Source organism: Dellaglioa sp. BT-FLS60 (assembly GCF_054941065.1).
This window is the reverse complement of record NZ_JBSOLI010000035.1, coordinates 48,052-69,477: the sequence shown is the minus strand read 5'-3', so window position 1 is coordinate 69,477 and position 21,426 is coordinate 48,052. Positions and strand designations below refer to the sequence as shown.

General features: G+C 35.3%; 22 protein-coding genes. 15 read left to right on the top strand and 7 right to left on the bottom strand.

The genetic code is table 11. The annotated features are described in order from the left end of the window. The first annotated feature begins 28 nt into the window (after positions 1-28). The 4 genes from arcD to ACVQ8P_RS06780 all read left to right on the top strand — a co-directional run bounded on the left by arcD (position 29) and on the right by ACVQ8P_RS06780 (position 4,414). Positions 29-1,453, top strand: a complete 1,425-nt coding sequence (gene arcD, locus ACVQ8P_RS06795; protein ID WP_462298463.1) for an arginine-ornithine antiporter — start codon at positions 29-31, stop codon at positions 1,451-1,453. Between the two features lie 24 nt (positions 1,454-1,477). Further along, entirely contained in the window at positions 1,478-2,590 is a 1,113-nt protein-coding gene (locus ACVQ8P_RS06790) for an aminotransferase (protein WP_462298462.1), read from the top strand. A 24-nt stretch (positions 2,591-2,614) separates the two neighbouring features. Next, complete coding sequence (arcC, locus tag ACVQ8P_RS06785; RefSeq protein ID WP_462298461.1) at positions 2,615-3,559, top strand: carbamate kinase; 945 nt, start codon at positions 2,615-2,617, stop codon at positions 3,557-3,559. A gap of 123 nt (positions 3,560-3,682) precedes the next feature. Then, on the top strand, positions 3,683-4,414 hold the full coding sequence (locus ACVQ8P_RS06780) for a Crp/Fnr family transcriptional regulator (RefSeq protein ID WP_462298460.1): 732 nt from the start codon (positions 3,683-3,685) through the stop codon (positions 4,412-4,414). Positions 4,415-4,470: 56 nt separating this feature from the next. Here ACVQ8P_RS06780 and ACVQ8P_RS06775 read toward each other — a convergent pair whose 3' ends face one another. Next, positions 4,471-5,481 (bottom strand): YeiH family protein, encoded by a 1,011-nt coding sequence (locus ACVQ8P_RS06775; RefSeq protein ID WP_462298459.1) that lies wholly within the window; start codon positions 5,479-5,481, stop codon positions 4,471-4,473. Between the two features lie 84 nt (positions 5,482-5,565). Between ACVQ8P_RS06775 and ACVQ8P_RS06770 the strand changes: the two genes are divergently transcribed. The 4 genes from ACVQ8P_RS06770 to ACVQ8P_RS06755 all read left to right on the top strand — a co-directional run bounded on the left by ACVQ8P_RS06770 (position 5,566) and on the right by ACVQ8P_RS06755 (position 8,741). After that, positions 5,566-6,402 carry a LysR substrate-binding domain-containing protein gene (locus tag ACVQ8P_RS06770; RefSeq protein WP_462298458.1) on the top strand — a complete coding sequence of 279 codons (837 nt, stop codon included), beginning with the start codon at positions 5,566-5,568 and terminating at the stop codon, positions 6,400-6,402. 116 nt (positions 6,403-6,518) lie between these two features. Further along, positions 6,519-7,481, top strand: coding sequence for a ring-cleaving dioxygenase (locus ACVQ8P_RS06765; RefSeq protein WP_462298457.1), 963 nt, complete (start codon positions 6,519-6,521; stop codon positions 7,479-7,481). Between the two features lie 2 nt (positions 7,482-7,483). Then, positions 7,484-8,116 carry an alpha/beta hydrolase gene (locus tag ACVQ8P_RS06760; RefSeq protein ID WP_462298456.1) on the top strand — a complete coding sequence of 211 codons (633 nt, stop codon included), beginning with the start codon at positions 7,484-7,486 and terminating at the stop codon, positions 8,114-8,116. A gap of 7 nt (positions 8,117-8,123) precedes the next feature. Continuing rightward, a complete protein-coding gene (locus ACVQ8P_RS06755; protein WP_462298455.1) occupies positions 8,124-8,741 on the top strand; it encodes a flavin reductase family protein in 618 nt (205 codons plus the stop codon). 186 nt (positions 8,742-8,927) lie between these two features. On the opposite strand, the gene ACVQ8P_RS06750 is transcribed toward ACVQ8P_RS06755, so the two are convergent. Together ACVQ8P_RS06750 and ACVQ8P_RS06745 are read right to left on the bottom strand one after the other, a co-directional pair. Then, on the bottom strand, positions 8,928-9,104 hold the full coding sequence (locus ACVQ8P_RS06750; RefSeq protein ID WP_462298454.1) for a hypothetical protein: 177 nt from the start codon (positions 9,102-9,104) through the stop codon (positions 8,928-8,930). A gap of 12 nt (positions 9,105-9,116) precedes the next feature. Further along, positions 9,117-9,476 carry a hypothetical protein gene (locus ACVQ8P_RS06745; protein ID WP_462298453.1) on the bottom strand — a complete coding sequence of 120 codons (360 nt, stop codon included), beginning with the start codon at positions 9,474-9,476 and terminating at the stop codon, positions 9,117-9,119. 254 nt (positions 9,477-9,730) lie between these two features. Between ACVQ8P_RS06745 and ACVQ8P_RS06740 the strand changes: the two genes are divergently transcribed. Further along, positions 9,731-9,862 (top strand): helix-turn-helix domain-containing protein, encoded by a 132-nt coding sequence (locus ACVQ8P_RS06740; RefSeq protein ID WP_462298452.1) that lies wholly within the window; start codon positions 9,731-9,733, stop codon positions 9,860-9,862. Between the two features lie 676 nt (positions 9,863-10,538). Here ACVQ8P_RS06740 and ACVQ8P_RS06735 read toward each other — a convergent pair. Both ACVQ8P_RS06735 and ACVQ8P_RS06730 read right to left on the bottom strand, forming a co-directional pair. Then, positions 10,539-12,062 carry an ABC transporter permease/substrate-binding protein gene (locus ACVQ8P_RS06735; RefSeq protein ID WP_462298451.1) on the bottom strand — a complete coding sequence of 508 codons (1,524 nt, stop codon included), beginning with the start codon at positions 12,060-12,062 and terminating at the stop codon, positions 10,539-10,541. Next, on the bottom strand, positions 12,062-12,991 hold the full coding sequence (locus ACVQ8P_RS06730; RefSeq protein WP_462298450.1) for an ATP-binding cassette domain-containing protein: 930 nt from the start codon (positions 12,989-12,991) through the stop codon (positions 12,062-12,064). The genes ACVQ8P_RS06735 and ACVQ8P_RS06730 overlap by 1 nt, the downstream gene beginning before the upstream one ends. Before the next feature lie 149 nt (positions 12,992-13,140). Here ACVQ8P_RS06730 and ACVQ8P_RS06725 point away from each other — a divergent pair, with 149 nt between their 5' ends. From ACVQ8P_RS06725 to ACVQ8P_RS06715, 3 genes are all read left to right on the top strand, one after another. After that, positions 13,141-13,584, top strand: a complete 444-nt coding sequence (locus ACVQ8P_RS06725) for an Rrf2 family transcriptional regulator (protein ID WP_462298449.1) — start codon at positions 13,141-13,143, stop codon at positions 13,582-13,584. 4 nt (positions 13,585-13,588) lie between these two features. Next, positions 13,589-14,446, top strand: a complete 858-nt coding sequence (locus ACVQ8P_RS06720; RefSeq protein ID WP_462298448.1) for an SDR family oxidoreductase — start codon at positions 13,589-13,591, stop codon at positions 14,444-14,446. A gap of 307 nt (positions 14,447-14,753) precedes the next feature. After that, positions 14,754-15,692: an AAA family ATPase gene (locus tag ACVQ8P_RS06715; protein ID WP_462298447.1), complete on the top strand. Its 939-nt coding sequence runs from the start codon at positions 14,754-14,756 to the stop codon at positions 15,690-15,692. Positions 15,693-15,738: 46 nt separating this feature from the next. On the opposite strand, the gene ACVQ8P_RS06710 is transcribed toward ACVQ8P_RS06715, so the two are convergent. Further along, a complete protein-coding gene (locus ACVQ8P_RS06710; protein ID WP_462298446.1) occupies positions 15,739-16,215 on the bottom strand; it encodes a nucleoside 2-deoxyribosyltransferase in 477 nt (158 codons plus the stop codon). A gap of 352 nt (positions 16,216-16,567) precedes the next feature. On the opposite strand from ACVQ8P_RS06710, the gene ACVQ8P_RS06705 reads away from it, so the two are divergent. After that, positions 16,568-17,506 carry a hypothetical protein gene (locus ACVQ8P_RS06705; protein WP_462298445.1) on the top strand — a complete coding sequence of 313 codons (939 nt, stop codon included), beginning with the start codon at positions 16,568-16,570 and terminating at the stop codon, positions 17,504-17,506. Between the two features lie 101 nt (positions 17,507-17,607). Here the strand turns inward: ACVQ8P_RS06705 and srtB are convergent, their stop codons facing one another. After that, complete coding sequence (gene srtB, locus ACVQ8P_RS06700) at positions 17,608-18,441, bottom strand: class B sortase (RefSeq protein ID WP_462298444.1); 834 nt, start codon at positions 18,439-18,441, stop codon at positions 17,608-17,610. Positions 18,442-18,743: 302 nt separating this feature from the next. On the opposite strand from srtB, the gene ACVQ8P_RS06695 reads away from it, so the two are divergent. Together ACVQ8P_RS06695 and ACVQ8P_RS06690 are read left to right on the top strand one after the other, a co-directional pair. Continuing rightward, positions 18,744-19,787 (top strand): BMP family lipoprotein, encoded by a 1,044-nt coding sequence (locus tag ACVQ8P_RS06695; protein ID WP_462298443.1) that lies wholly within the window; start codon positions 18,744-18,746, stop codon positions 19,785-19,787. Positions 19,788-19,890: 103 nt separating this feature from the next. After that, positions 19,891-21,411 carry an ABC transporter ATP-binding protein gene (locus tag ACVQ8P_RS06690; protein WP_462298442.1) on the top strand — a complete coding sequence of 507 codons (1,521 nt, stop codon included), beginning with the start codon at positions 19,891-19,893 and terminating at the stop codon, positions 21,409-21,411. Positions 21,412-21,426: the final 15 nt, after the last annotated feature.

Genomic DNA, 21,426 nt, shown 5'->3' with positions numbered 1-21,426 from the left:
TTAATTAAAGAAAGAAGGCAGTTAAATTATGGACGAAAAACATACAGTTAAAAAAATTAGTTTACTAGCGTTAGTAGCGTTAGTTATCAGTTCTTCTATTGGTGGTGGGGTCTTCGGATTAACTTCCGATTTGGCCAATGCATCGTCTCCAGGTCCTGCATTAATTGGTTGGGTCATTGTAGGAATTGGTATTTTGATGTTATCACTTTCTTTGAACAATTTATTAAATAAAGAACCAGAATTAGAAGGTATCTTCACTTATGCAGAAAAAGGCTTTGGTCCTTTCGCTGGATTCATTAGTGGTTGGGGTTACTGGCTATCTGCTTGGTTGGGAAACGTTGCGTTTGCAACTATCTTGATGAGTGCGGTTGGGTATTTCTTTCCTATCTTCAAATCAGGGCAAAATATACCTTCAATTTTGATTGCTAGTATTCTTTGTTGGTCGTTAACATATTTCGTTAATCGTGGTATTGAAGGTGCTGCAGCAATTAATGCAATTGTCACAGTCTGCAAATTGATTCCAATTTTTGTTTTTATTGTTGTTGCTATATTCTTATTCAAAATCGATATTTTTACAGCTAACTTCTGGGGTACGATGAGCCATAATTTTGTCGTTGGTGATGTCGCATCTCAAATTAAAAAATGCATGATGGTTATGATGTGGGTCTTCGTTGGTATCGAAGGTGCGTCAATGTTGTCTTCACGTGCAGAAAAGAAATCTGACGCAGGTAAAGCAACCATTATTGGTTTGATTAGTTTACTAGTCGTTTATGTCCTAGCTTCAATGTTACCTTATGGAATTTTGACACAAGCACAATTAGCTTCAATTCATCAACCAGCAATGCTCTACATCGCTGTTGAAATGGTTGGACCAGTTGGTGGTTACGTCATTGGAATTGGTTTAATTATATCAATTTTAGGTGCATGGTTATCATGGACAATGCTTCCAGCAGAAACGATGTTATTAATGGCTAAAAGTAAATTATTACCTAGTTACTTCGGTAAAGTTAATGACAAAAAAGCACCAACGTTTGCCTTAATTTTGACAGGTGGATTAGTGCAATTATTCCTTTTCACACTTTTATTTACAGATAAAGCATATAACTTTGCTTATTCATTATGTACAGCTTCAATTATTGTTTGTTATATCTTAGTGGCTATGTATCAAGTTAAATATTCAATTCAACATATTAATGAAAAAGGGAACAAGGCACAATTAACATATGGTTTAATTGCGTTAATATTCCAAGTTTCCGGCATTATTATGGCTGGTATTAGTTACTTATTACTTTGCTTAATTGCTTACATTCCAGGAATTTATTTTTATGGAAAAGCAAGACAAGCACAAGGTGAGAAATTCTTATCAAAAAGTGAAATTGGTATAACCCTGGTTATAGTCATCGGTGCTTGTATTGGTATCTGGCTGATTGCATCAGGCAGAATGGTTGTTTAATCACAGATAAGGAAGTGTAGGCTCATGGAAATAGCAGGATTTGGGGTAGAAGAATGGTTGAATGTCTACGAAAATGATGCAACTTATGACATTGCACAGAGCACCATTTCATCTATGAAAATGGCTGAATTATTGACAATTAATCGAGAAGACAGTCAGTTATTTTATCAAAAATTAGATCAACAGAAGATGAACTACGGTTGGATCGAAGGGTCACCTGAATTTAAAGAAGAAGTTAGTAAGTTATATCAAACGGTTAAACCAGATCAAGTTTTACAAACAAATGGGGCAACGGGGGCTAACCAATTAGCCTTATATGCTCTGATTGAACCGGGAGATCATGTTATTTCAATGTATCCTAGTTACCAACAATTGTATGACATTCCTAAATCGTTAGGAGCAGAAGTAGATTTTTGGCATATTTCTGAAGAAAATCAATGGATGCCAGATATTGCCGAGTTAAAGAAATTAATTCGTCCAGATACAAAAATGATTTGTTTGAATAATGCTAATAATCCAACTGGAACAGTAATTGAAACGAAATTAATGACCGAAATAGTAAAAATTGCTAAAAAGGTTGGTGCGTATGTTTTGGTTGATGAGGTTTATCTACCATTAGATGACACAACAGACGTTAGTTCCATTGTTGATTTATATGATAAAGGTATTTCAACTAATAGTTTGTCAAAAACGTATTCAACACCGGGTATCAGGATTGGTTGGACGGTTGCTAATCAAACAGTGACAGACATTTTCAGAAAATATCGTGATTACACTATGATTTGTGCAGGTGTTTTTAATGATCAAATGGCTGTACATATTCTTAAAAATAAAGACTTAGTATTGGCTAGAAACCGAAAAATTGTTAAACATAATTTACAAATTTTAACAGATTGGGTGGACAATGAACCGGCAGTTAGTTTAGTCGTGCCAAAGGCTGTTTCGACATCGTTCATTAAATTTGAAACGATTGAAGACGATGAGACATTTTGTAAGAAACTATTAAAAGATTACGGTGTGTTACTGGTACCAGGTAGTCGATTTGGATTATCAGGACACGCTAGATTAGGTTATTGTGCAGAAGAATCAGTTTTAAAAGAAGGTTTGAAACGATTATCACAAGCTTTACATGAATGAATAAAAAATGAGGAGTGGATTAATATGTCAAGAAAAATTGTGATTGCTTTAGGTGGAAATGCTATTTTGTCAAAGGATGCTAGTGCTGAAGCACAACAAAGAGCATTGCGTGAAACAGCTGAATATTTAGTTAAATTTGTCGAAAAGGGTGATAATTTAATTATTTCTCATGGTAATGGGCCACAAGTTGGGAACTTGTTGTTGCAACAAGCAGCTGCAATATCTGAAAAGAATCCAGCGCTACCATTAGACACCTGTGTTGCAATGACACAAGGAAGTATTGGTTATTGGATGCAAAATGCACTAGATAATGCATTGGCTGAAAAAGGAATTGAGAAAGAAGTCGCAACTATTGTGACACAAGTTATTGTTGATCAAAATGATGACGCATTTAGTAATCCAACAAAACCAATTGGTCCCTTTTATACAGAAACAGCTGCTAAAGCTGAAATGGCTGCACATGCTGATATGACGTTTGTTGAAGATGCAGGACGTGGCTGGCGCCGTGTCGTTCCTTCACCACGTCCAACAGGAATTAAAGAATATAAAACAATTGACCGTTTAACAGAGAATGGTGTTATTTCAATTTCTGTTGGTGGCGGTGGTGTGCCCGTTGTTGAGGAAAATGGCAAATTACATGGGGTAGAAGCTGTTATTGATAAAGATTTTGCTTCAGAAAAATTAGCTGAATTAGTGGATGCTGATTTACTTATTATCTTGACGAGTGTTGACAATGTTTACGTTAACTTTAATAAACCAAATCAAGAAAAATTAGAAAATGTGACTGTTTCTCAATTGAAAGAATATATTAAAGAAGATCAATTTGCTAAAGGAAGCATGTTACCTAAGATAGAAGCAGCAATTGAATTTGTGGATGCAAGTCAGAAAGGTCGCGCAATTGTGACTTCATTAGAGAATATTAGTCAATTGTTAGATAACGATGCTGGAACTGTCATCGTTAAAGGTTAAATAGAAAAAATGCGCGTTTAAGATGAATAAACGAACAATGTTGTAAGGTTGATTGAGGCTATTGGATATCCATGTTAAATTTGTAGGTGGAGAGAGTTTGGAAACTTAGTGGAGGGGATCAATATGGGACAAAAAAGTAAAGATGTACCCCAATATATGCAATATTTAAGACAATTATCGGATTTTGAAACGTTAACTGATGCAGAAGCAAATTTACTAATGAATAATATGAGTATTAAGTCGTTTCAAAAAGGGCAAGTTCTTTTTGATGAAACAGATCAACGGGCACGTTTCTATTTTTTAATAGAAGGCGTGATACGCGTTGAACGATTTGATATTGATGGTGATTTTGGCTTCTTTTCATACATTAAAAATGACTTGGGTTTTCCCTATCGAGGACTATTAAGTGACAAGAATTATCCGTATTTGGCAAGAGCGATGACAGATATTCAAATTGTCTACTTTCCAATGGCCTTGGTTGAAAAAATATTAAAGCAAAATATTTTAATGGCAACTCGAGCAATTAAAGAAATGTCGACTATCTTAAGCGCTACAGAAAATCAAGTTCAAAGAATGGTAACATCAAGTGCACATAATCGGATTGTTCAAGCTATCAATATTTTGGCAGAGCAATTAGGTGCTGACTTTACGCAAAAGCATGTCACGATTCCTTATCATGTCACGATTAAGGAGCTGGCTCTAGTGAGTGGAACCACTCGTGAAACAGCCGGACAAGTGATTAAATGTTTGGCTCAAAATAAGGAAATTATTTTTGAACGACAACAGTTAACACTATTAGAAGGCTGGTTTGCTGATCAGAGTTTTGACCGGCAAGAGCGTATCTTTAAGTTATAATTTGAATAAAAATGACCCTATGATTTTGGCTTAGCCAGGTCATAGGGTCATTTTATTTAAAATAAGAGTGTGATTAAACCAACTGCTAATAAGACTTGAACAAGCATGATACCACCAGCGTATAGTAGTAAACGCTTGCCTTGATTGAATAAAGATCTTAAATTTAAACGAAGACCAATGGCGGCTAAGGCAATAATTTCACACCAAGTACTTAGAAAATGGGCAATTCCACCGATTGGTGAGGGCAAAAAGTGTAAACTATTAAGGATACAGAGTGTTAAAAAGCCAATAACATACCAAGGAACTAAAGTTGATTTTTTGGTTGTTACCTGCGCTGTTTGGTGACTAGGTTGATTTTTTCGATGTAAGTAACCGAAAATGCTAATGACGAAAACTAAACAAATGATTCGTAGTATTTTAAATAGAGTAGCCGTTACGATGACATGTTGATTTAGCATCGTTGCGCTGGCAACAACTTGACCAACAGATTGCACAGTTCCACCAATTAAAACCCCTCTGAGTACGTTATTGCCACCCCAGAGAAGTGTGCCAAGTACTGGTAAAGTTAACATCAAAATGGTTCCCATTAGATTTACCAATGTAATTGAAATACCAATTTCTTCATTATCAGCATCGATTACAGGTCCAATAGCACCAATGGCCGAAGAACCGCAGACTGCATTTCCCCCAGCCATTAATAAGTAGGTTCCTTCACTAAAAGCTAATCTTTTTCCTAACCAAATTGCAAAAATGATTGTGATGCTCATTTGAATAAAAGTGAACAATAGACCATTTAAACCAATCTCTTTAATACTCTGAAATGTAATTGTGGCGCCTAGTAAAAGAACGGAATATTCTAGTAACCGTTTCTCAGAAAATTTAGTTCCAGCGGTTAGTGTGGGTTGCTGTAAAATAGTATTGCCTAAAATAATACCAATGAATAGGGCAATAGTCGCACCGCCCAACATAGGTAGCCAGAGTTTAGCGATAAAAAAGCTGGCAAGACCAATTAATAGAGCAACGATAAAGCCTGGTAGTAAATTAATTATTTTTTTCAAATTGTTCATCCTCTCTAAACGTTACTTTAACTATAGTAGATTTGTTTCAATTAATAAAATAAATCTTTATAATAAGTACTATTAATAAAATGAATGGAAGTGGCTGCTATTTTTAAAAATTTAGAAATTTTCAAATCAGTTTACGAAACAAGAAATTTTACAATTAGTGCGCAATTATTATTTTTATCCCAACCAACAATTTCAGTTCAAATTAAACAGTTAGAAGCAAGGTTAGGTGTTACCTTGTTTGAAAGAAATGGACGTCAGCAAATTATACCTACCGAAAGTGGCAAGTTACTCTATCAACAAACACAACAATTGCTAGACTTGTGGCAACAAGATTTATTTGCCTTACAACATCAAAAAAGTGATCAGAAAATTGCCTGTAAGGTTGCTGCATCACATACGACTGCTGCCTATTTACTACCAAAATTATTACGTCAAAACAAAGAAGCTATGAAACAATTAGAATTAGAAATTAGTGTGCTTAACTCATCACAAATTATGGAAAATTTGAAACAACATAAGTTAGATTTCGGATTTATTGAAAAACCATTAACGGAGAAAAATATCAATCGCCAATCCTTGACGACTGATCAGTTAGTTTGGGCGGGTGATACGACAGAACCTTGGCTCCTTAGGGAACAGGGATCGGGTGTTTATCACTATTCAATTAATTATTTAAAAGCGAATAATTTAACTTTGGAACATTTCATGACGGTTAAAAGTAACTCGTTAATTATTCAATTACTGAGACAAGGAATTGGACAGTCAATTATTTCAAGCGCAGCGCTAGCCGATTATCCTGAAATACCAGTTAAAACATTAGCCAAACAGTATCAACGTGAGTTTTATCTGGTTTCAAGGAACGAATTACCCAAACCAATTGAAGCCTTTGTGGCACAACTAGCGAATGCGTTTACCGAATAACCAATTCGTTAAATTTTGTGAACGTTATCATTTATACTAAAAGTAGGATAAATAACTTGCTTACTTTTAGTAAGTGTGATAATTTAAGCTTATAAAATAAATTGGGGGCATCAATTATGAATACTAAATTATTAGGACTACATCACATTACAGCTATTACTTCAAGTTCACCAAAAATGTTCCGTTTTATGACAGAAATATTAGGCTTACATTTAATTAAAAAGACCGTTAACCAAGATGATATTAGAACATACCATTTATATTTTACAGATGATATGGGATCAGCAGGAACTGATATTACATTTTTTGATTTTCCTGGTTTATTTCAAGGGACAAAAGGTAAAAATGGCATTTCAAGAATTGGTTTTAGAGTTCCCAGCGATGACGCATTAGATTTCTGGGCAGAACGATTTGATGATAACGATATTGAACATGACGATATTGAAATGAATTTTGGTAGTAAAACAATGAATTTTTATGATTTTGATCATGAACAATATCAATTGATTTCTGACGAACGGAACCATGGCGTAGAAGCTGGGACACCTTATTTATACAGCCCAGTTCCTAAAATGTTCGCAATTAGTGGCTTAGGCACAACGATCATTACAGTGGATTATCCAGAACGTATGGATATCGTATTAACAAAATTAATGGGATTTGATAAAATTGCGACAGAAGATCAACGTACCTTATATGAATTAAACGATGGGGGCCATGGCGCGCAAGTTATTATTGAAGAAAGTCGTGTTTTACCAAATGAAATTCAAGCATATGGGACAGTACATCATATCGCTTTTAGAACTGAAGATGACGAATCACTAAAATACTGGATTGATCGAATCCAAAGTGCTGGACTTAGTGATTCAGGTTTCGTGGATCGTTTCTATTTCAAATCAGAATACTTCCGTCCTGGTGAAGGTGTCTTGTTTGAAATTGCAACGGATGGTCCTGGATTCTTACAAGATGAAACGTATGAAGAAGCTGGTATTCATTTAGAATTACCACCATTCTTGGAAGATCAACGTGCAGATATTGAAGCACACTTGGTTAATTTTAATTCAGATAAGAAGATATAATTATGACAGAAGCAATCACGTCTTACAAACCTGGTAAAGCAGGCAATGCCACCGTTTTGATGTTACATGGAACGGGTGGAACAGAGTCTGATTTGTTGTCAATTGCGGACTTTTTAGCACCAGATAGTCCTAAAATTGGGATTCGTGGACGGTTAGTTGAGAATGATTTAACGCGTTATTTTGCTCATTTACCAGACGGTGGTTTTGATTTAAATAGTTTGGCTGTAGAGACAAAATGGCTAATGACTGTGATTGATGAATTAGCAGTTGAGTATGCGTTTGACCCAACAAAATTGATTGTTCTGGGTTATTCTAATGGGGCTAACGTTGCATACTATTCATTATTGACTGGTCAGGCTCAATTTAAAACAGCTGTGTTATTACACCCAATGATATTATCATCGGATGTTAAAACGGATATCGATTTAAGTGACATCAAAATTTGGGGATCGCATGGCTTTTTGGATCCAATTGTCTCAAAATCAAATTTTGGTGAGTTGAAGAATTTCTGTCAGCAGGCTGATATTGATTTCACAAGTTTTGAAGCGGAACAGTCACATCAAATTTCAGAATCAGAATTGATGGATGCCAAGCAGTGGTTGGATGAGACAAATAGATTAAAAATTGAGGAATAAAGACTAAATGATTTCATTTAATAGTAACGATTTATCGACTAAAAATCAGTACAAATTAATGTCTGGAACCTTGATTCCAAGACCAATAGCATGGGTTACTAGTGCGAACGAGGCGGGGCTAATTAATTTAGCTCCGTTTAGTTTTTTCAGTGTTGTTTCGGATCAATTGCCATTAATGTCAGTCTCAATTAATCGACGTAAAGATGGCACGATGAAGCATACCGCTGCAAATCTAGTTAAAACGAAACAGGCTGTTGTCCAATTGCCAACTCGTGAATTGATGGAATTAGTCAATCAGAGTGCGGCAAGTTTTGGTTCGGATGAAAGTGAAGTTGCTGAGCTGGGCTTAGAGACGATACCAAGTAATAGTGTTTCTGTGCCAGGAATTAAGGACGTTAAAGCTAGATTTGAAGTGAAATTAAACCAACATGTTCCTATCATGAATGATGGCAAAATTATCACAGATTTATTTATTCTCGAGGTGGTTTATTTCCATATTGAGGATGATATTTTAGACCAAGATAAAATGTATATTGATGCTAAAAAGCTGAATCCAGTGGCGAGGCTGGCCGGGCCAGAGTACGCTAATCTAGGTGAGCGCTACAAACTGATCCGACCAAAATAAAAGACATGACTTAGTTGAAACTAGCGGTTCTATATTTTTGAGTGTTGATGAGAAATCATCAGCACTTTTTTTTCGCAAAAAAAAGAACATAAAGTTTTCACCTGCTAAAATTTTAGCAGGTGAGAACCTCATGTCTGAGTTGCTTAACTGATATTTAAGTAATTAATTTGGTTGGAGTGTCATGTCTCAGGTCAATTTATTATATATATAAACGGCACCACCACTCACTAGTCCAAGTATAATTAACAATAAAATAATACCTAATGTTTTATTGCTAATTATTGGGAGCAGATATTTCTGTCCAATAGCGAGTCCCAAAAGAGCAATTACCACGGGAATTAAACGTTCAATAATAGATTTCATTATAGCCTCCTTTTATTGATAGCCCCAGCCTGCTAAATGTTTACCACCAATTTTAATCCAAATCCCTTTTGATCTTGCTTTAGAAGATGCCTTGCCTAAAGCTCCAATAATTATTGTAGTTGATGCTCCTGCAGCTGCTCCGGTAATACCAATAGATGCTAATAAAGGCCCTGCATATACTCCGGCTGCACCAATTCCACCCCAAATTAGTACTTTACAAATAGCAGAATTTAAATAAAGAGTAAATCCTTTTTTATTTCCTTTTATATAAGTACCGCCGTGTCTTAATAAATCATCATGCAAGGCATCTTTGATAACAGAACTTGGAATTTTTGCATAAGAGGTAGGATCAGTTTGTTTTAGATAATTCAAAAATTGCCTATTAGTTATGGTGTAATCTGATGAAGTATTAGATTCAGTATAAGTATGAAATGTAAACTCATTATTGATATTCAGTAGTAAGTATATTTTAACATAGGTTGTAAAAATACTTATAGATAATAATTTTACAACCTAATTAAAGGTAATCCAAAAAAATATTATCATCAATATAAAAATGTAAGTGAAAAGCTATATCGTATTAAAAGGGATAAGAAATGTAAAAATTGGGACTGGTGGGAGGTTTTATGGAAAATATTGCGCAACAATTGAAAGATACTAGGGTGAAAAATGGGTATACACAAAATGAAGTTGCAACTATTTTGTGTATAACGCGACAATCTATATCTAAATGGACGAACATATCCAGATTTAGATAATTTAGTATTGCTCAGTGATTTGTATAAAACACTATTAGATGACTTGGTGAGAAAAAATAAGGAATTACAAACTAATACGGAATCTATTAAGAAAAAAAGAAAAATATTCAATTATATCAGAATAATAATCAAGGTATTTTTCTTTTAATTCTTTCTTTAGCGTCTGCTATAATTCCGCCCGTTGGCATACTTTTACCAATGTATATTATTTGGAAAAATACAAAATATAATAGTTGGTATAAAATAATTTATATCGTTTCAATTTTTGTTATTATAATTAGTTTGATAGGTACAATGATATTTTTACAAGATAATTGGTTAGAGCCAACTAATATAACTATTTATCGAGTTAAGTAGTTAAGGAAATCTTATTATTACTAAATTTTAGTGTAATAATTTGATTTGAAGTAAATGCGGCAATGTGTCTTATAAATATTTATTCGTTTATTAGAGATGAAGCCTTAATGAGCTTTTTAGATTAACGTTACTCAAACTTAGTATGATGAATATGGAAAGTTAGTTAAATTTCAACAATATTTTTGTCCGGATATTTGACAAAGAATCAGAATCCGATTTGATTTTTTTGGTCAGTCACTACATTTTAAATATAAAAAAGGGCGGTCAATTATCAAAATTGACCGCCCTTGGCAGTTGGAAATAATTATTTTGTTACCTATTATTCCTTCAACAAGTGATGAGTTAACAGGTAGTTTCGTGCGACAGTAGCCGCTTTTTCGTGCTTAACGGTAACGGCATAATTCATAGTTTGCATGTCGGAAACTGTAATTTTTCCGGATAATTTGCTTAATATCCCTTTTATTTCTGGATGTTCACGAATTGTTTTATCTGATAACAATGGGGCACCCTGATAAGGTGGGAAGAACGACTTGTCATCCTTTAACATAACTAAATGATATTGTTTAATTTGCGAATCGGTTGTGTAGCCATCCACTAAATTAACTTTGCCATTAGCGATTGCTGTATAGCGAATAGTGGGTTCCATCGTTTTTACACTAGTGAAATTAAGGTCATAGGCCTTTTTGAGTCCAGGATAGCCATCTGATAATTGATAGAAATCAGGGTCAAAGCCAGCATGGATTTGGGCACTAACGCTTTTTAAATCACTGATTGTTTTCAAATGATACTTTTTAGCTAACGATTGAGTAACAGCTAATGTATAACCATTTTGATACTTCATGGGTGATAAATATGTCATTTGGTACTGATTTTTTAGCAAATTCGCTGCTACTTGATAGGTTTTATTTGGATTGTGTGTCACTTTTTGATTCGTTTTTACCAATGATTCAAGGACCGTCCCGGTAAATTCGGGATAAATATCTACTGAGCCTGAACGTAGTGCCTTAAATAAAAATGATGTGCCACCAAAATTAGGTTTAACTTGAACGTTCACCTGAGAATCATTAGATTCAATTAAATCCTTATACATATTAATTAGAATTTCAGGTTCACTACCCATTTTACCAGCAATGGTGATGGTTGATTTTGGTTGTGCTAAATACCGATAACCCGCAACACCGCCACCTAATAAAGCCATAATTAATAGGGTAATGCCGATTTTTTTACCAGAAAAAGAAATCATCTTTTTAATGATTAAACTAAATAAAATGGCAAGTAAAGCGGATAGGCCAGCGCCGATAATTAATAAAGAATTATCATTAGTTTCGATTCCCAAGATAATATAGGTTCCTAACCCACCAGCACCAATTAAAGCTGCTAAAGTTGCAGTACCAATAATCATGACGACTGCAATCCGAACGCCTGATACGATCATGGGTAACGCAATTGGCAACTCAAACTTGCGTAATTTCATCCAGCGAGTGAGGCCTAATGCCGTGGCGACTTCTTCTAGTTGTGGGTCAATCGAGGTTAGGCCGGAATAGGTATTTTGAAAAATTGGCATAACGGCGTAGGCCACTAACGCAATAATTGTTGGCACCATCCCAATCCCAACCAACGGAATTAAAATTCCTAATAACGCTAAACTGGGAATTGTTTGTAAAACGCTGGTTACTTGTAAAATGATTTCAGCTATTTTAGGACGATTCATGAGTAAAATGCCTAATGGAACGGCAATAATTACCGCAATGACTAGGGCAATGATTGAAATTTCAATATGTTGTAATAAGGCTTTAACTATTTCTGCATGCTGTGTCGTTAAAACGTGCCATACGGATCTCATTAGTCATGCCCCCTTGCTAAATAGGCTAATAAATCGTCTGTTGTTATTTTTAGATTACCTTGTGTCGTTGTCACGATGACAGAAGGGTGTTGTTGTAATTTTTGAGCAATTTCAGCCAAAGTGGTTGTTTCTGTTAGTGGTTCAGTGGCTTTTTCTGAACTGGATTCGCCTAGACTTAGTGATAATAAGCTTGCGACGGTTGTTTCTTCTTGTTCATCACGGAAAAATTCAGCAACAAATTTATTATTCGGATGCGTTAAAATTTCATGTGGGGTGCCCACTTGTTGTAAGATGCCATCTTTCATGACCGCTAACTGAGTCCCTAATTTCAATGCTTCTCTCATATCGTGCGTGACAAAAATAAAAGTGACATCCAGTTGGGCATGTAATTGCGTAATAATTTGTTGTAACTGTTGACGGGACAAGGGATCTAAAGCACTGAAAGGTTCGTCCATTAAAACGAGCTTTGGTTTGGTTGCTAAAGCACGAACAATACCAACGCGTTGGGCTTCACCACCTGATAATTCGTGGGGCATGCGTTGTAAAAAGAGCGCTGGGTCAAGACCCACTTGTTGTAATAAGTCACTCACTCGTGCTAATTGATCAGCGCGGCTATAACCTAAGACTTCTAATTGTAAGGCCGCATTTTGTTCGACTGTCATGTTTGGAAACAAGGCGCCTGTCTGTAAAACATAGCCGATTGATCGGCGTAATTGTTCCAAATCCATTGTGCTTGCATCTTGGTTATCAATTAATATTTTACCGGTAGTTGGTGTAATCAGTTGGTTAATCATTTTCAATAAGGTTGTTTTGCCACTACCTGAAGGACCGACTAATACAAATAATTCGCCGTCATTAATCGTTAAACTTAAATCTTTGAGGGCTAATTCTGTATCATATTGTTTATTTACTTTGACAAATTCAATCATTTATAAGCTCCTATTTAATACTTTTGAAGTAACAACTATCTATGATAATAGTGTTTGTTCATTTATTTGTCAATTGATATACTTGACATTTTATTTATTTAATCTTATATTTGTAACTATATTAGTTACATGAGAAAGCAGGTGCATGATTGCGAATTTCTACCCGTTATAGTGATGCGATTCACATTTTGGCATTCATAGAGATTTATCAAGAGGCTAAATTAACTAGTGACCTTATTGCCAGTAGTGTTGAAACGTCCCCAGTTGTCGTGAGACGGCTAATGGGACAGTTAAGGGAGGCTAATTTGATTACGACAAAACAGGGCAGTGCCCAACCTCGTTTGACTAAATCTGCAGATGAGATAAGTTTGCTAGACGTTTATTTGGCTGTAGAATCTGACCAAACCTTATTTGAGGTTGATAAAAAAACAAATCCTGAATGTATTGTTGGTGGCAATATTCAAGCTATTTTAGAGGCACAATATCAACAAGCGACTCTCGCCGCTCAAGTTAGTCTTAATCATACAAGTTTACAAGAAATTATTGATCAAATTTTAGTTGCTCAAAAAAAGAAACTTATTATTGGAGGTTAGTGAAATGAACTATACAGTTACGGGGGCTACCGGTAATTTAGGGACTGCTATTACAGAACAATTGATGCAGCGCGTTGCTACTGACGAAATCCGGTTAGCTGTCCATACCTTAGCGAAGGCAGCCGTTTTTGAAAAACAAGGAATTGAAACGCTAGCAATAGATTACTTTGATCAGAATAGTTTGCTAACTGCGTTCGATAAAACTGACGTCTTAATCTATGTTGCTAGTAAGAGTCATGACAGTTTTAGCCGTGTTACTGAACTAGAAAATGTGATAAAAGCGGCTGAAAAGGCACATGTAGGCCACTTTATTTCGATGGGATTTATTGCCGATCAAGTTGATAATCCTTTTGATCTTAGTGCTTTTTATGGGTATTTACCTCGTCGATTGGCTAGTTCTAACTTAAATTTCACAATTTTGCGTAATGCATTATATGCTGATCCGTTAATTCCTTATTTACCTGAATTAATCGAACGAAAGAATGTGATTTATCCAATTAACGAGCAAGCATTATCATTTATCAGCTTAGAGGATAGCGCTGAGGCCTTCGCAACGGTTGCGACTAAGCCTGAATTACAGGTTAATAATAAAATTTACACTTTAACGCAATCACAAAATTATACGATGCCACAATTAGCTGCGCTATTATCTGAAGTTTCACATCATCATATTGGTTATCAACCAGTGACATTGACAACATTTGCTGATATGTATAATGATGGAGATGAAGGGCACATGTTATCGTCAATGTATGCCGGCGGTGCACTTGGGTTGCTTTCAGAAGTTTCCAACGATTTTGTGACAATTACTGGGCATGCTGCGACTGATTTAACTCATTTTTTAAATTCGAAATTTCATTAGAGGTATGATTTTATAGGAAAGGTGTTGTCTTTGTGACGATACCTTTTTTAATTTGTTTCACGTGAAACAAATGATTACGATGTATAATTTGCACTAAAGAGTAGGAAAGAGTAGGATTAATGATAGAAGAGTAGGAAAGAGTAGCGCTGAAAAAAGAGTAAGAAAAGGTAGGTGTCATTTTATGGATAATCCGTTTAATCCGTCGTTTGATTATAATAATACGAGTTTCATCAGTGATAATTCAGTTTTAAATAACGTGATGGAATCTGTCGAGAATAGTAACAGTCGGTGGAGAACCACATTCATAATGGGGATGCGGGGAGCCGGTAAAACTAGTTTACTTACTTTTTTATCTAAAAAATTAAATAACCAACCTAATGTGATTCAGTTAATGTTATCTTCAACCGAAGAGTTATTAGATAACGTGATTGCAGGAATTGAACGTGAATTACCTAGTAATTTAAAAATTAAAGGTGTTGGCGTTAATGTACCTGGAGTCAGTTTAAACAGTGACGCTAAAGAAAGAAAATCGACATTTCAGTACGATGTAGAGGACTTGCTGCGACTAACAGAACATTCAGGTAAGACAGTCGTTCTTTTACTGGATGAAGTTCAAAATATAACGCCACAATTAAGAACTTTGTTTTCGGCATATCGCTCGTATCGATCATTAGGGTTACCGATTATAATTATTGCAGCCGGATTACCTTCAACGGTTGATTCAGTCATTAACGACAAAGCACTAACGTTTTTATTACGTTCAAATCAGGTTGTGCTAAAGCCGTTAGATCTAGCGATTATTAGTTCATCGTATATTGAACTATTTAAAAATCGTGGACTCGGTGTCCAACAAGCGATTGACATGGCAGATGCTTCTGCAGGTTATCCTTATATGTATCAATTATTAGGTGATTATGTGTGGGAACATGCTGAAAATCCAGTTAATCAGAGTAATATTGCAGATGCCATCTTATGGGCTAAGGTAGCTTTGTATCGCAATGTTTATATGAAAGTGATGACAGATTTAGCGCCAAATGCTCGTGAATTAGTACTCGCAATCCATAATTATGGCGGTATCGATGTGACAACTAAAGATTTACGGGAATCGATGAATTGGACGTTAAATAAGGTGACTACTTATAAAGCTGTTTTAAACCATTGGGGAATTACCGAAAAAACAGGATATGGGTTAATTAGTTTTAAAATGCCGTATTTTAATGATTTTATTGATCAAAATTATGATTAAAGAAAAACACCTCAAAATTTTTTGAGGTGTTTTTTTGTCAATTAGACTAAAAAATTGATAAATTAACATATTTATTTTGTAAAATTTTAAAGTCGTATGTTGTTAAATTTTGAATATCGTCTAAACCGTCAAACATGGCTGTGTAACTTCCAGCAAGCATCAAGTTTAAAGGAATGCCTTTATTCTGGCGAACTAAAATGATGGGTTTATGGTGAGCATGAGCGTAGCCGCATTCCCAGACGGTACCAGAATCGGCTTCATCATTATTTTCTTCCAATTGGTAATCAAGAACGGCAACAACAATATCTGCTTGGTCAATTTGGCGAATATCATTTTGGAAAGTAGCGGTTTGCCATTCAAATGTGCCAAATTCTGCGTCAGGATATTGGACATTTCCTGGTAAATGAATAGATTCGGCATCAATTGTTGGATTTTTACTGAGAAGTTCAGCTACTAAATCTAATCGTTCTTTTTGTTCTGGACTGAAGAATGGTCCTGCAAGATAAACACGTTTTTTTGTCATAGTTAAACTCCTTTAATTTCTGGTTTATTGAAATTGTTATTGGCGAATGTATCAAAAGAATGGCAAAGATACGCATTCATTAATTTAAGTATACTAATTGTAAAATAATAAATCAACGAATAATTCGGATATTAATCTCTATATTTTATTGTTTTTTTAAAATTCATTTAAAATAGCTAAAAGTCGAATGATTAAATATTGGTTATGTTTATAATTCGTCTTTTAAGTTGTAGTAAATGATTATAGGATGTAATTCGATTACTTATATTTATTGAAAATAGATAGTATATCGTAATAAAATATGGGATAATAAATTTGTTAATTGGGAAAAAAGAAGCAGGGAAATTAACAAATGAAGAAAAGGGAGATTTACAATTATGAACAAGCAACAAGCAACAAGCAACAAGCAACAAGCAACAAGCAACAAGCAACAGCATTAAAGGCAACTGGTAAACGGGCATTGTTTACGTCAATGGTAGCCGTATCATTACTAGGCGGTGCTACATCAATCGTATCCGCTAATACGACGAATGCTAACGATAACCAAACAGCTACTGCCGTAAATGCAAGTAAAGATACTAAGAAAGTTGTATATTTGGATGCTAACATCCCTGTAACACTGGGCGATAAAGATACTACCGTCTTTACTAAGGGAGTAAAAGGCACGCCGGGTGAAACAATTTATCTTGCCTCACCTACTATCAAGGGTTATCATCTTGAAGATCCAGGGGCCATCGTTATAATGACAATGTCAAAAGACGGAAAATCATGGTCTTACGGCGGATGGCCCGTTTACGTGAAGGATGCAGCGGGTTCAGGTTCTGAATCAAATTCAAATTCGTCAAGCAGTTCAAATAACTCAAATTCATCAAGTAATACGAACTCAAGTAGTTCAAGTCATGGGACAGGAAACACTGGGTCAAATGGTAGTTCGAATGGCGGTTCAGCAAACAACGCAAACACGTCAACAAGTACTAACAAAGTAACGACATCTGGCACGCAAGCTGCTATTAATACTGCAAAAGCAAAAGCGACAAGCACAATTAATAAAGCTAAAGATGTAACTCCCACAGCAAAAGCGGCTGCTACGTCACAAGTTGACAAAGCAACCACAGCTGCTGGTACAAAAGCCGTTGCTGATGCTGTAACAAAACCAGAAAACACAAAAACTGGTGATGTTCAAACAGGGGAAACCGATGTAATCCGTAACCTTGTAATCGCAATGACTACTGCTATTTCAGCAACAGCATTAGGCACATTCATCATTAAAAAAGTCTCAAAACAAAAATAATCATCTAAAACTAAAATAAATAACAAAGGGAGCCCTCATTTAATTGAGAGCTCCCTTTTAAGTATTAAAATAATGATTACGAATTAACGGTAACGGCCATTTTAGCGATGTTCTTTTAATGAAACGCTCACAAAAGTTCGTGATTTATCCGCTGAAACGGGTTGCCCAGCATCGTCAACTGTTGCGACACCAGTACACGTCCACAGGGTTAGTAACTTTGTGATTGAAGAAGTTGGGACATCAGTGGCCTGTACATCACTTCTTGATTTCATGTAGTCAATGTAGTCAGTCATTTCGGCGCCATTTGAAAAAATCATAGTGTGTGCCTTCGATGTTCCGCTGTTCGATTGTGTTGCGAAGACAGTGCCATCGTAGCGTTTAGTTCTTGTGTATACATAGACTTTACGGTGGGCATTAAAGTAATTTTTGTCAGCATACTTAACCAAGTCCGTGAACCGTGAGCCATCAAACATATCATGTCCGTAGATGAATGAATTTTTTTCTGAGAAGTTAGGTTTTTGACGGTAATCAAAAAATAGTTGACCTGACGTTGATGCTTTATCTGTTTCGTCATGGTGTAAGTAGAAGGTATTATCAGCACCTTGTAAGACGACATAATTAATTCGCGTCTGTGGGATATAGATCCAAGCTTTAATATTTGGATTAACTCGTTTTAACTTTTCCCAATTGATGTCCATTGATCCTTCATCGGATGTTTCTAAATTGGTTGTGGTAGATTTCTTAGTTTTTTTCACGACTTGTTTCGTTAATTTCGTTTCTTGCTTAACTTCATGGTTTACTTGATAGACTTGGTAAGCGTAGTAGCCAACAAAATAAAGACAGATTCCAATTAGCACAATAAATAAACTACCAATAATCAGTAATTTTGTTTTTTTGTTCTTGGTTGCTGCATATTTATCTTTATGGCTCGCCATTTGCAGTCCCTACTCCCTATCCAATATAAGTGTCATTCTAGCACTAATCAGGGTAGATTTCCATGTATTGGACACTATGAAGAGATGGATAGCGTGCTAGTTTGATATAGACAGTCAAAAGCCGTTAATAGTTAATTAATCAACAACCAGTTAAGTCGGTTATTAGTTATTTATTTGTGTTTATATCTAAAAAATTAAATTTAATTATTAAAAAGACGAACAATAAATAATATAATTATGTTTACATTCGTCAAAAAAGTGATAAGATGAAATCAACAAAAAAAGTTTAAAGGGGTATTTAAATGAAAACTCGTAAAGTTATTTTTGGTTCACTTTTATCATTAGGGTTAGTTTTAACATTAGCAGGCTGTGGTTCACAAGCAAAATCTGCAGCTGGTAAAACAACTAAGCATTCTGTCGCATTGGTGACTGATGGTGGTGGTATTGACGATAAATCATTTAATCAATCAGCATGGGAAGGTTTGAAATCATGGGGGAAAGAAAATAAATTTGCTAAAGGTGTTGGCGGTTACGATTACGCACAATCAACATCAGCTTCAGATTTTACACCTAACATTAATAAATTAATCAAAGCTAAATATAAAACAATCTTTGGTATAGGTTACCAAGTTCAAAAGAATATTTCTGATTCTGCTAAACAAAACTCAGATGTCAACTTTGCAATTGTTGATTCTGTTATTCCAAATCAAAAAAATGTCGCATCAGTTATGTTTAAAGCTGAACAATCATCATTCTTGGCCGGTGTTGCAGCTGCTGAAACAACTAAAACAAATAAAGTTGGATTCGTTGGTGGTGTTAAGAGTGATATTATTGAAGGCTTCCAAGCTGGATTCGAACAAGGTGTTAAAGCAGTTAACAAAAACATCACTATTGATGTTAAATATGCAGGTTCATTCTCAAAAGCTGATTTAGGTAAATCATTAGCTGATGCAATGTACAATAACAAAGAAGATGTCATCTATCAAGCTGCCGGTGGAACTGGTAATGGTGTCTTCACTTCAGCTAAGAGTTTAGCTAAAGATGGTAAAAAAGTTTGGGTTATCGGTGTTGACCGTGATCAAAAATCAGATGGTAAATACAGTGGTGGTAATGTAACTTTAGCTTCATCTGTTAAAGAAGTTGGGACTGCCGTTCAAGATTTATCTGATAAAGCACTTAAAGGTAACTTCCCTGGTGGAAAAACAATTGAATATGACCTTAAAGATAAAGGTGTAACTTTAGTTAACGATAATATGCCAGCAAGTACTGTGAAAAAAGTTAATGCTTACAAAGCAAAAATTATCAACGGGGATATTTCAGTTAGTGCTAAAACAAAAGTAGATTAACTTAATAATTAAAATAGGTATCATTTAACAGAAATCTGGGGAGTTGCCGTCAAGGTGCTCTGCAGATTTCGTTTTGTAATCAGAAAGATGGGGTGAGATTAGTTTGACAGAGACAGTGGTAGAAATGAAACATATTACCAAACGTTTTGGACGCTTTGTTGCAAATGATGATATTTCATTATCCGTAAAAAAAGGCGAGATTGTTGCTCTTTTAGGTGAAAATGGTGCTGGTAAATCAACTTTAATGAGCCTATTATCAGGACTTAAAAAACCATCTTCAGGTGAAATTTTAATTAATAATAAGGTAGTAACTTTAGCCAGCCCACGACAGGCAACACAACACGGTATTGGTATGGTTCATCAACATTTTATGTTAATCGATGACTTTACCGTCCTTGAAAACATTATTTTAGGTGATGAAAAAACGAAACATGGCATGATTGATTATGCTAGTATCAGAAAAACAATTACGGAGCTAGCTGAGAAATACCACTTACAATTAGATTTAGATAAAAAAGTGGCTGATATTTCAGTTGGGATGCAACAACGTGTCGAAATTATGAAGACATTATATAGGGATGCAAAAATTCTTATATTTGATGAACCAACTGCGGCATTGACACCGCAAGAAATTGACAGTCTTTTAATCATTATTAAACGCCTCGCTTCAGAAGGAAAAGCTATTTTCTTAATTACACATAAATTAAGTGAAATTAAAGCAGTCGCGGATACTTGTGTCGTTGTTCGTGCAGGGAAAGTTATTGGAACAGTAACTGTTGCTGAAACGTCAACGGATATGATGGCAGAAATGATGGTTGGGCGCCAAGTGAACTTTACGGCTGAAAAAGTACCAACAAATCAAACAAAATTAGTGCTTGAACTTGATCATTTAACCGTCAAAGCTGATAAAGCAGTTGCCTCAGTTAATGATGTCAGCTTAAAGATTGCGACAGGTGAAATATTAGGAATTGCTGGGATTGATGGCAATGGACAATCTGAACTAATGGAAGCCATCACTGGCTTGCGCAAGGTTTCGAAGGGAACAATTAAGTTAAATGGTACTGATATTACGAAATTTAAGCCACGAAAGACAACACAAGCAGGGATTAGTAATATTCCTGAAGATCGTCAAAATGTCGGGCTTATTTTACCAATGTCAGTTTCGGATAACCTAATTCTTCAAGATTATTACCTACCAGGAAATCAGTCTAAAGGCTTATTAAACAAACATAAAATTAAGCAAGATGGACAAAAGTTGATGTCTGAATTTGATATTCGAGCAGAATCTATTGCAGAACCAGTAGGCTCATTATCGGGTGGAAATCAGCAGAAAGTTATTATTGCCCGGGAAATAAGTCGTAATCCCGATTTGTTAATCGCTGCTAATCCAACGCGTGGCTTGGATGTAGGGGCTATTGAATATGTCCATAAGCAGATTTTAAAGCAGCGAGAAAATGGCAAAGCTATTTTATTGGTTAGTTTTGAGCTAGATGAATTATTAAAATTATCTGATCGTATTGCAGTGATTCATCAAGGTAAGATTATGGGCACCGTTAAAACGGAAGGTGTTACAAAACAAGAATTAGGGTTCATGATGGCCGGACAAGCCATGCCAACTCATTAAAGGATAGAGGGATAC

Coding starts and splice junctions, on each gene's coding strand:
- ACVQ8P_RS06740 (WP_462298452.1), top strand. CDS start 9,731: ATGGAAAATATTGCGCAACAATTGAAAGATACTAGGGTGAAAAATGGG.
- ACVQ8P_RS06720 (WP_462298448.1), top strand. CDS start 13,589: ATGAACTATACAGTTACGGGGGCTACCGGTAATTTAGGGACTGCTATT.
- ACVQ8P_RS06760 (WP_462298456.1), top strand. CDS start 7,484: ATGACAGAAGCAATCACGTCTTACAAACCTGGTAAAGCAGGCAATGCC.
- srtB (WP_462298444.1), bottom strand. CDS start 18,441: ATGGCGAGCCATAAAGATAAATATGCAGCAACCAAGAACAAAAAAACA.
- ACVQ8P_RS06755 (WP_462298455.1), top strand. CDS start 8,124: ATGATTTCATTTAATAGTAACGATTTATCGACTAAAAATCAGTACAAA.
- ACVQ8P_RS06735 (WP_462298451.1), bottom strand. CDS start 12,062: ATGAGATCCGTATGGCACGTTTTAACGACACAGCATGCAGAAATAGTT.
- ACVQ8P_RS06770 (WP_462298458.1), top strand. CDS start 5,566: ATGGAAGTGGCTGCTATTTTTAAAAATTTAGAAATTTTCAAATCAGTT.
- ACVQ8P_RS06765 (WP_462298457.1), top strand. CDS start 6,519: ATGAATACTAAATTATTAGGACTACATCACATTACAGCTATTACTTCA.
- ACVQ8P_RS06750 (WP_462298454.1), bottom strand. CDS start 9,104: ATGAAATCTATTATTGAACGTTTAATTCCCGTGGTAATTGCTCTTTTG.
- ACVQ8P_RS06730 (WP_462298450.1), bottom strand. CDS start 12,991: ATGATTGAATTTGTCAAAGTAAATAAACAATATGATACAGAATTAGCC.
- ACVQ8P_RS06775 (WP_462298459.1), bottom strand. CDS start 5,481: ATGAACAATTTGAAAAAAATAATTAATTTACTACCAGGCTTTATCGTT.
- ACVQ8P_RS06710 (WP_462298446.1), bottom strand. CDS start 16,215: ATGACAAAAAAACGTGTTTATCTTGCAGGACCATTCTTCAGTCCAGAA.
- ACVQ8P_RS06695 (WP_462298443.1), top strand. CDS start 18,744: ATGAAAACTCGTAAAGTTATTTTTGGTTCACTTTTATCATTAGGGTTA.
- ACVQ8P_RS06705 (WP_462298445.1), top strand. CDS start 16,568: ATGAAGAAAAGGGAGATTTACAATTATGAACAAGCAACAAGCAACAAG.
- ACVQ8P_RS06780 (WP_462298460.1), top strand. CDS start 3,683: ATGGGACAAAAAAGTAAAGATGTACCCCAATATATGCAATATTTAAGA.
- ACVQ8P_RS06715 (WP_462298447.1), top strand. CDS start 14,754: ATGGGGATGCGGGGAGCCGGTAAAACTAGTTTACTTACTTTTTTATCT.
- arcC (WP_462298461.1), top strand. CDS start 2,615: ATGTCAAGAAAAATTGTGATTGCTTTAGGTGGAAATGCTATTTTGTCA.
- arcD (WP_462298463.1), top strand. CDS start 29: ATGGACGAAAAACATACAGTTAAAAAAATTAGTTTACTAGCGTTAGTA.
- ACVQ8P_RS06790 (WP_462298462.1), top strand. CDS start 1,478: ATGGAAATAGCAGGATTTGGGGTAGAAGAATGGTTGAATGTCTACGAA.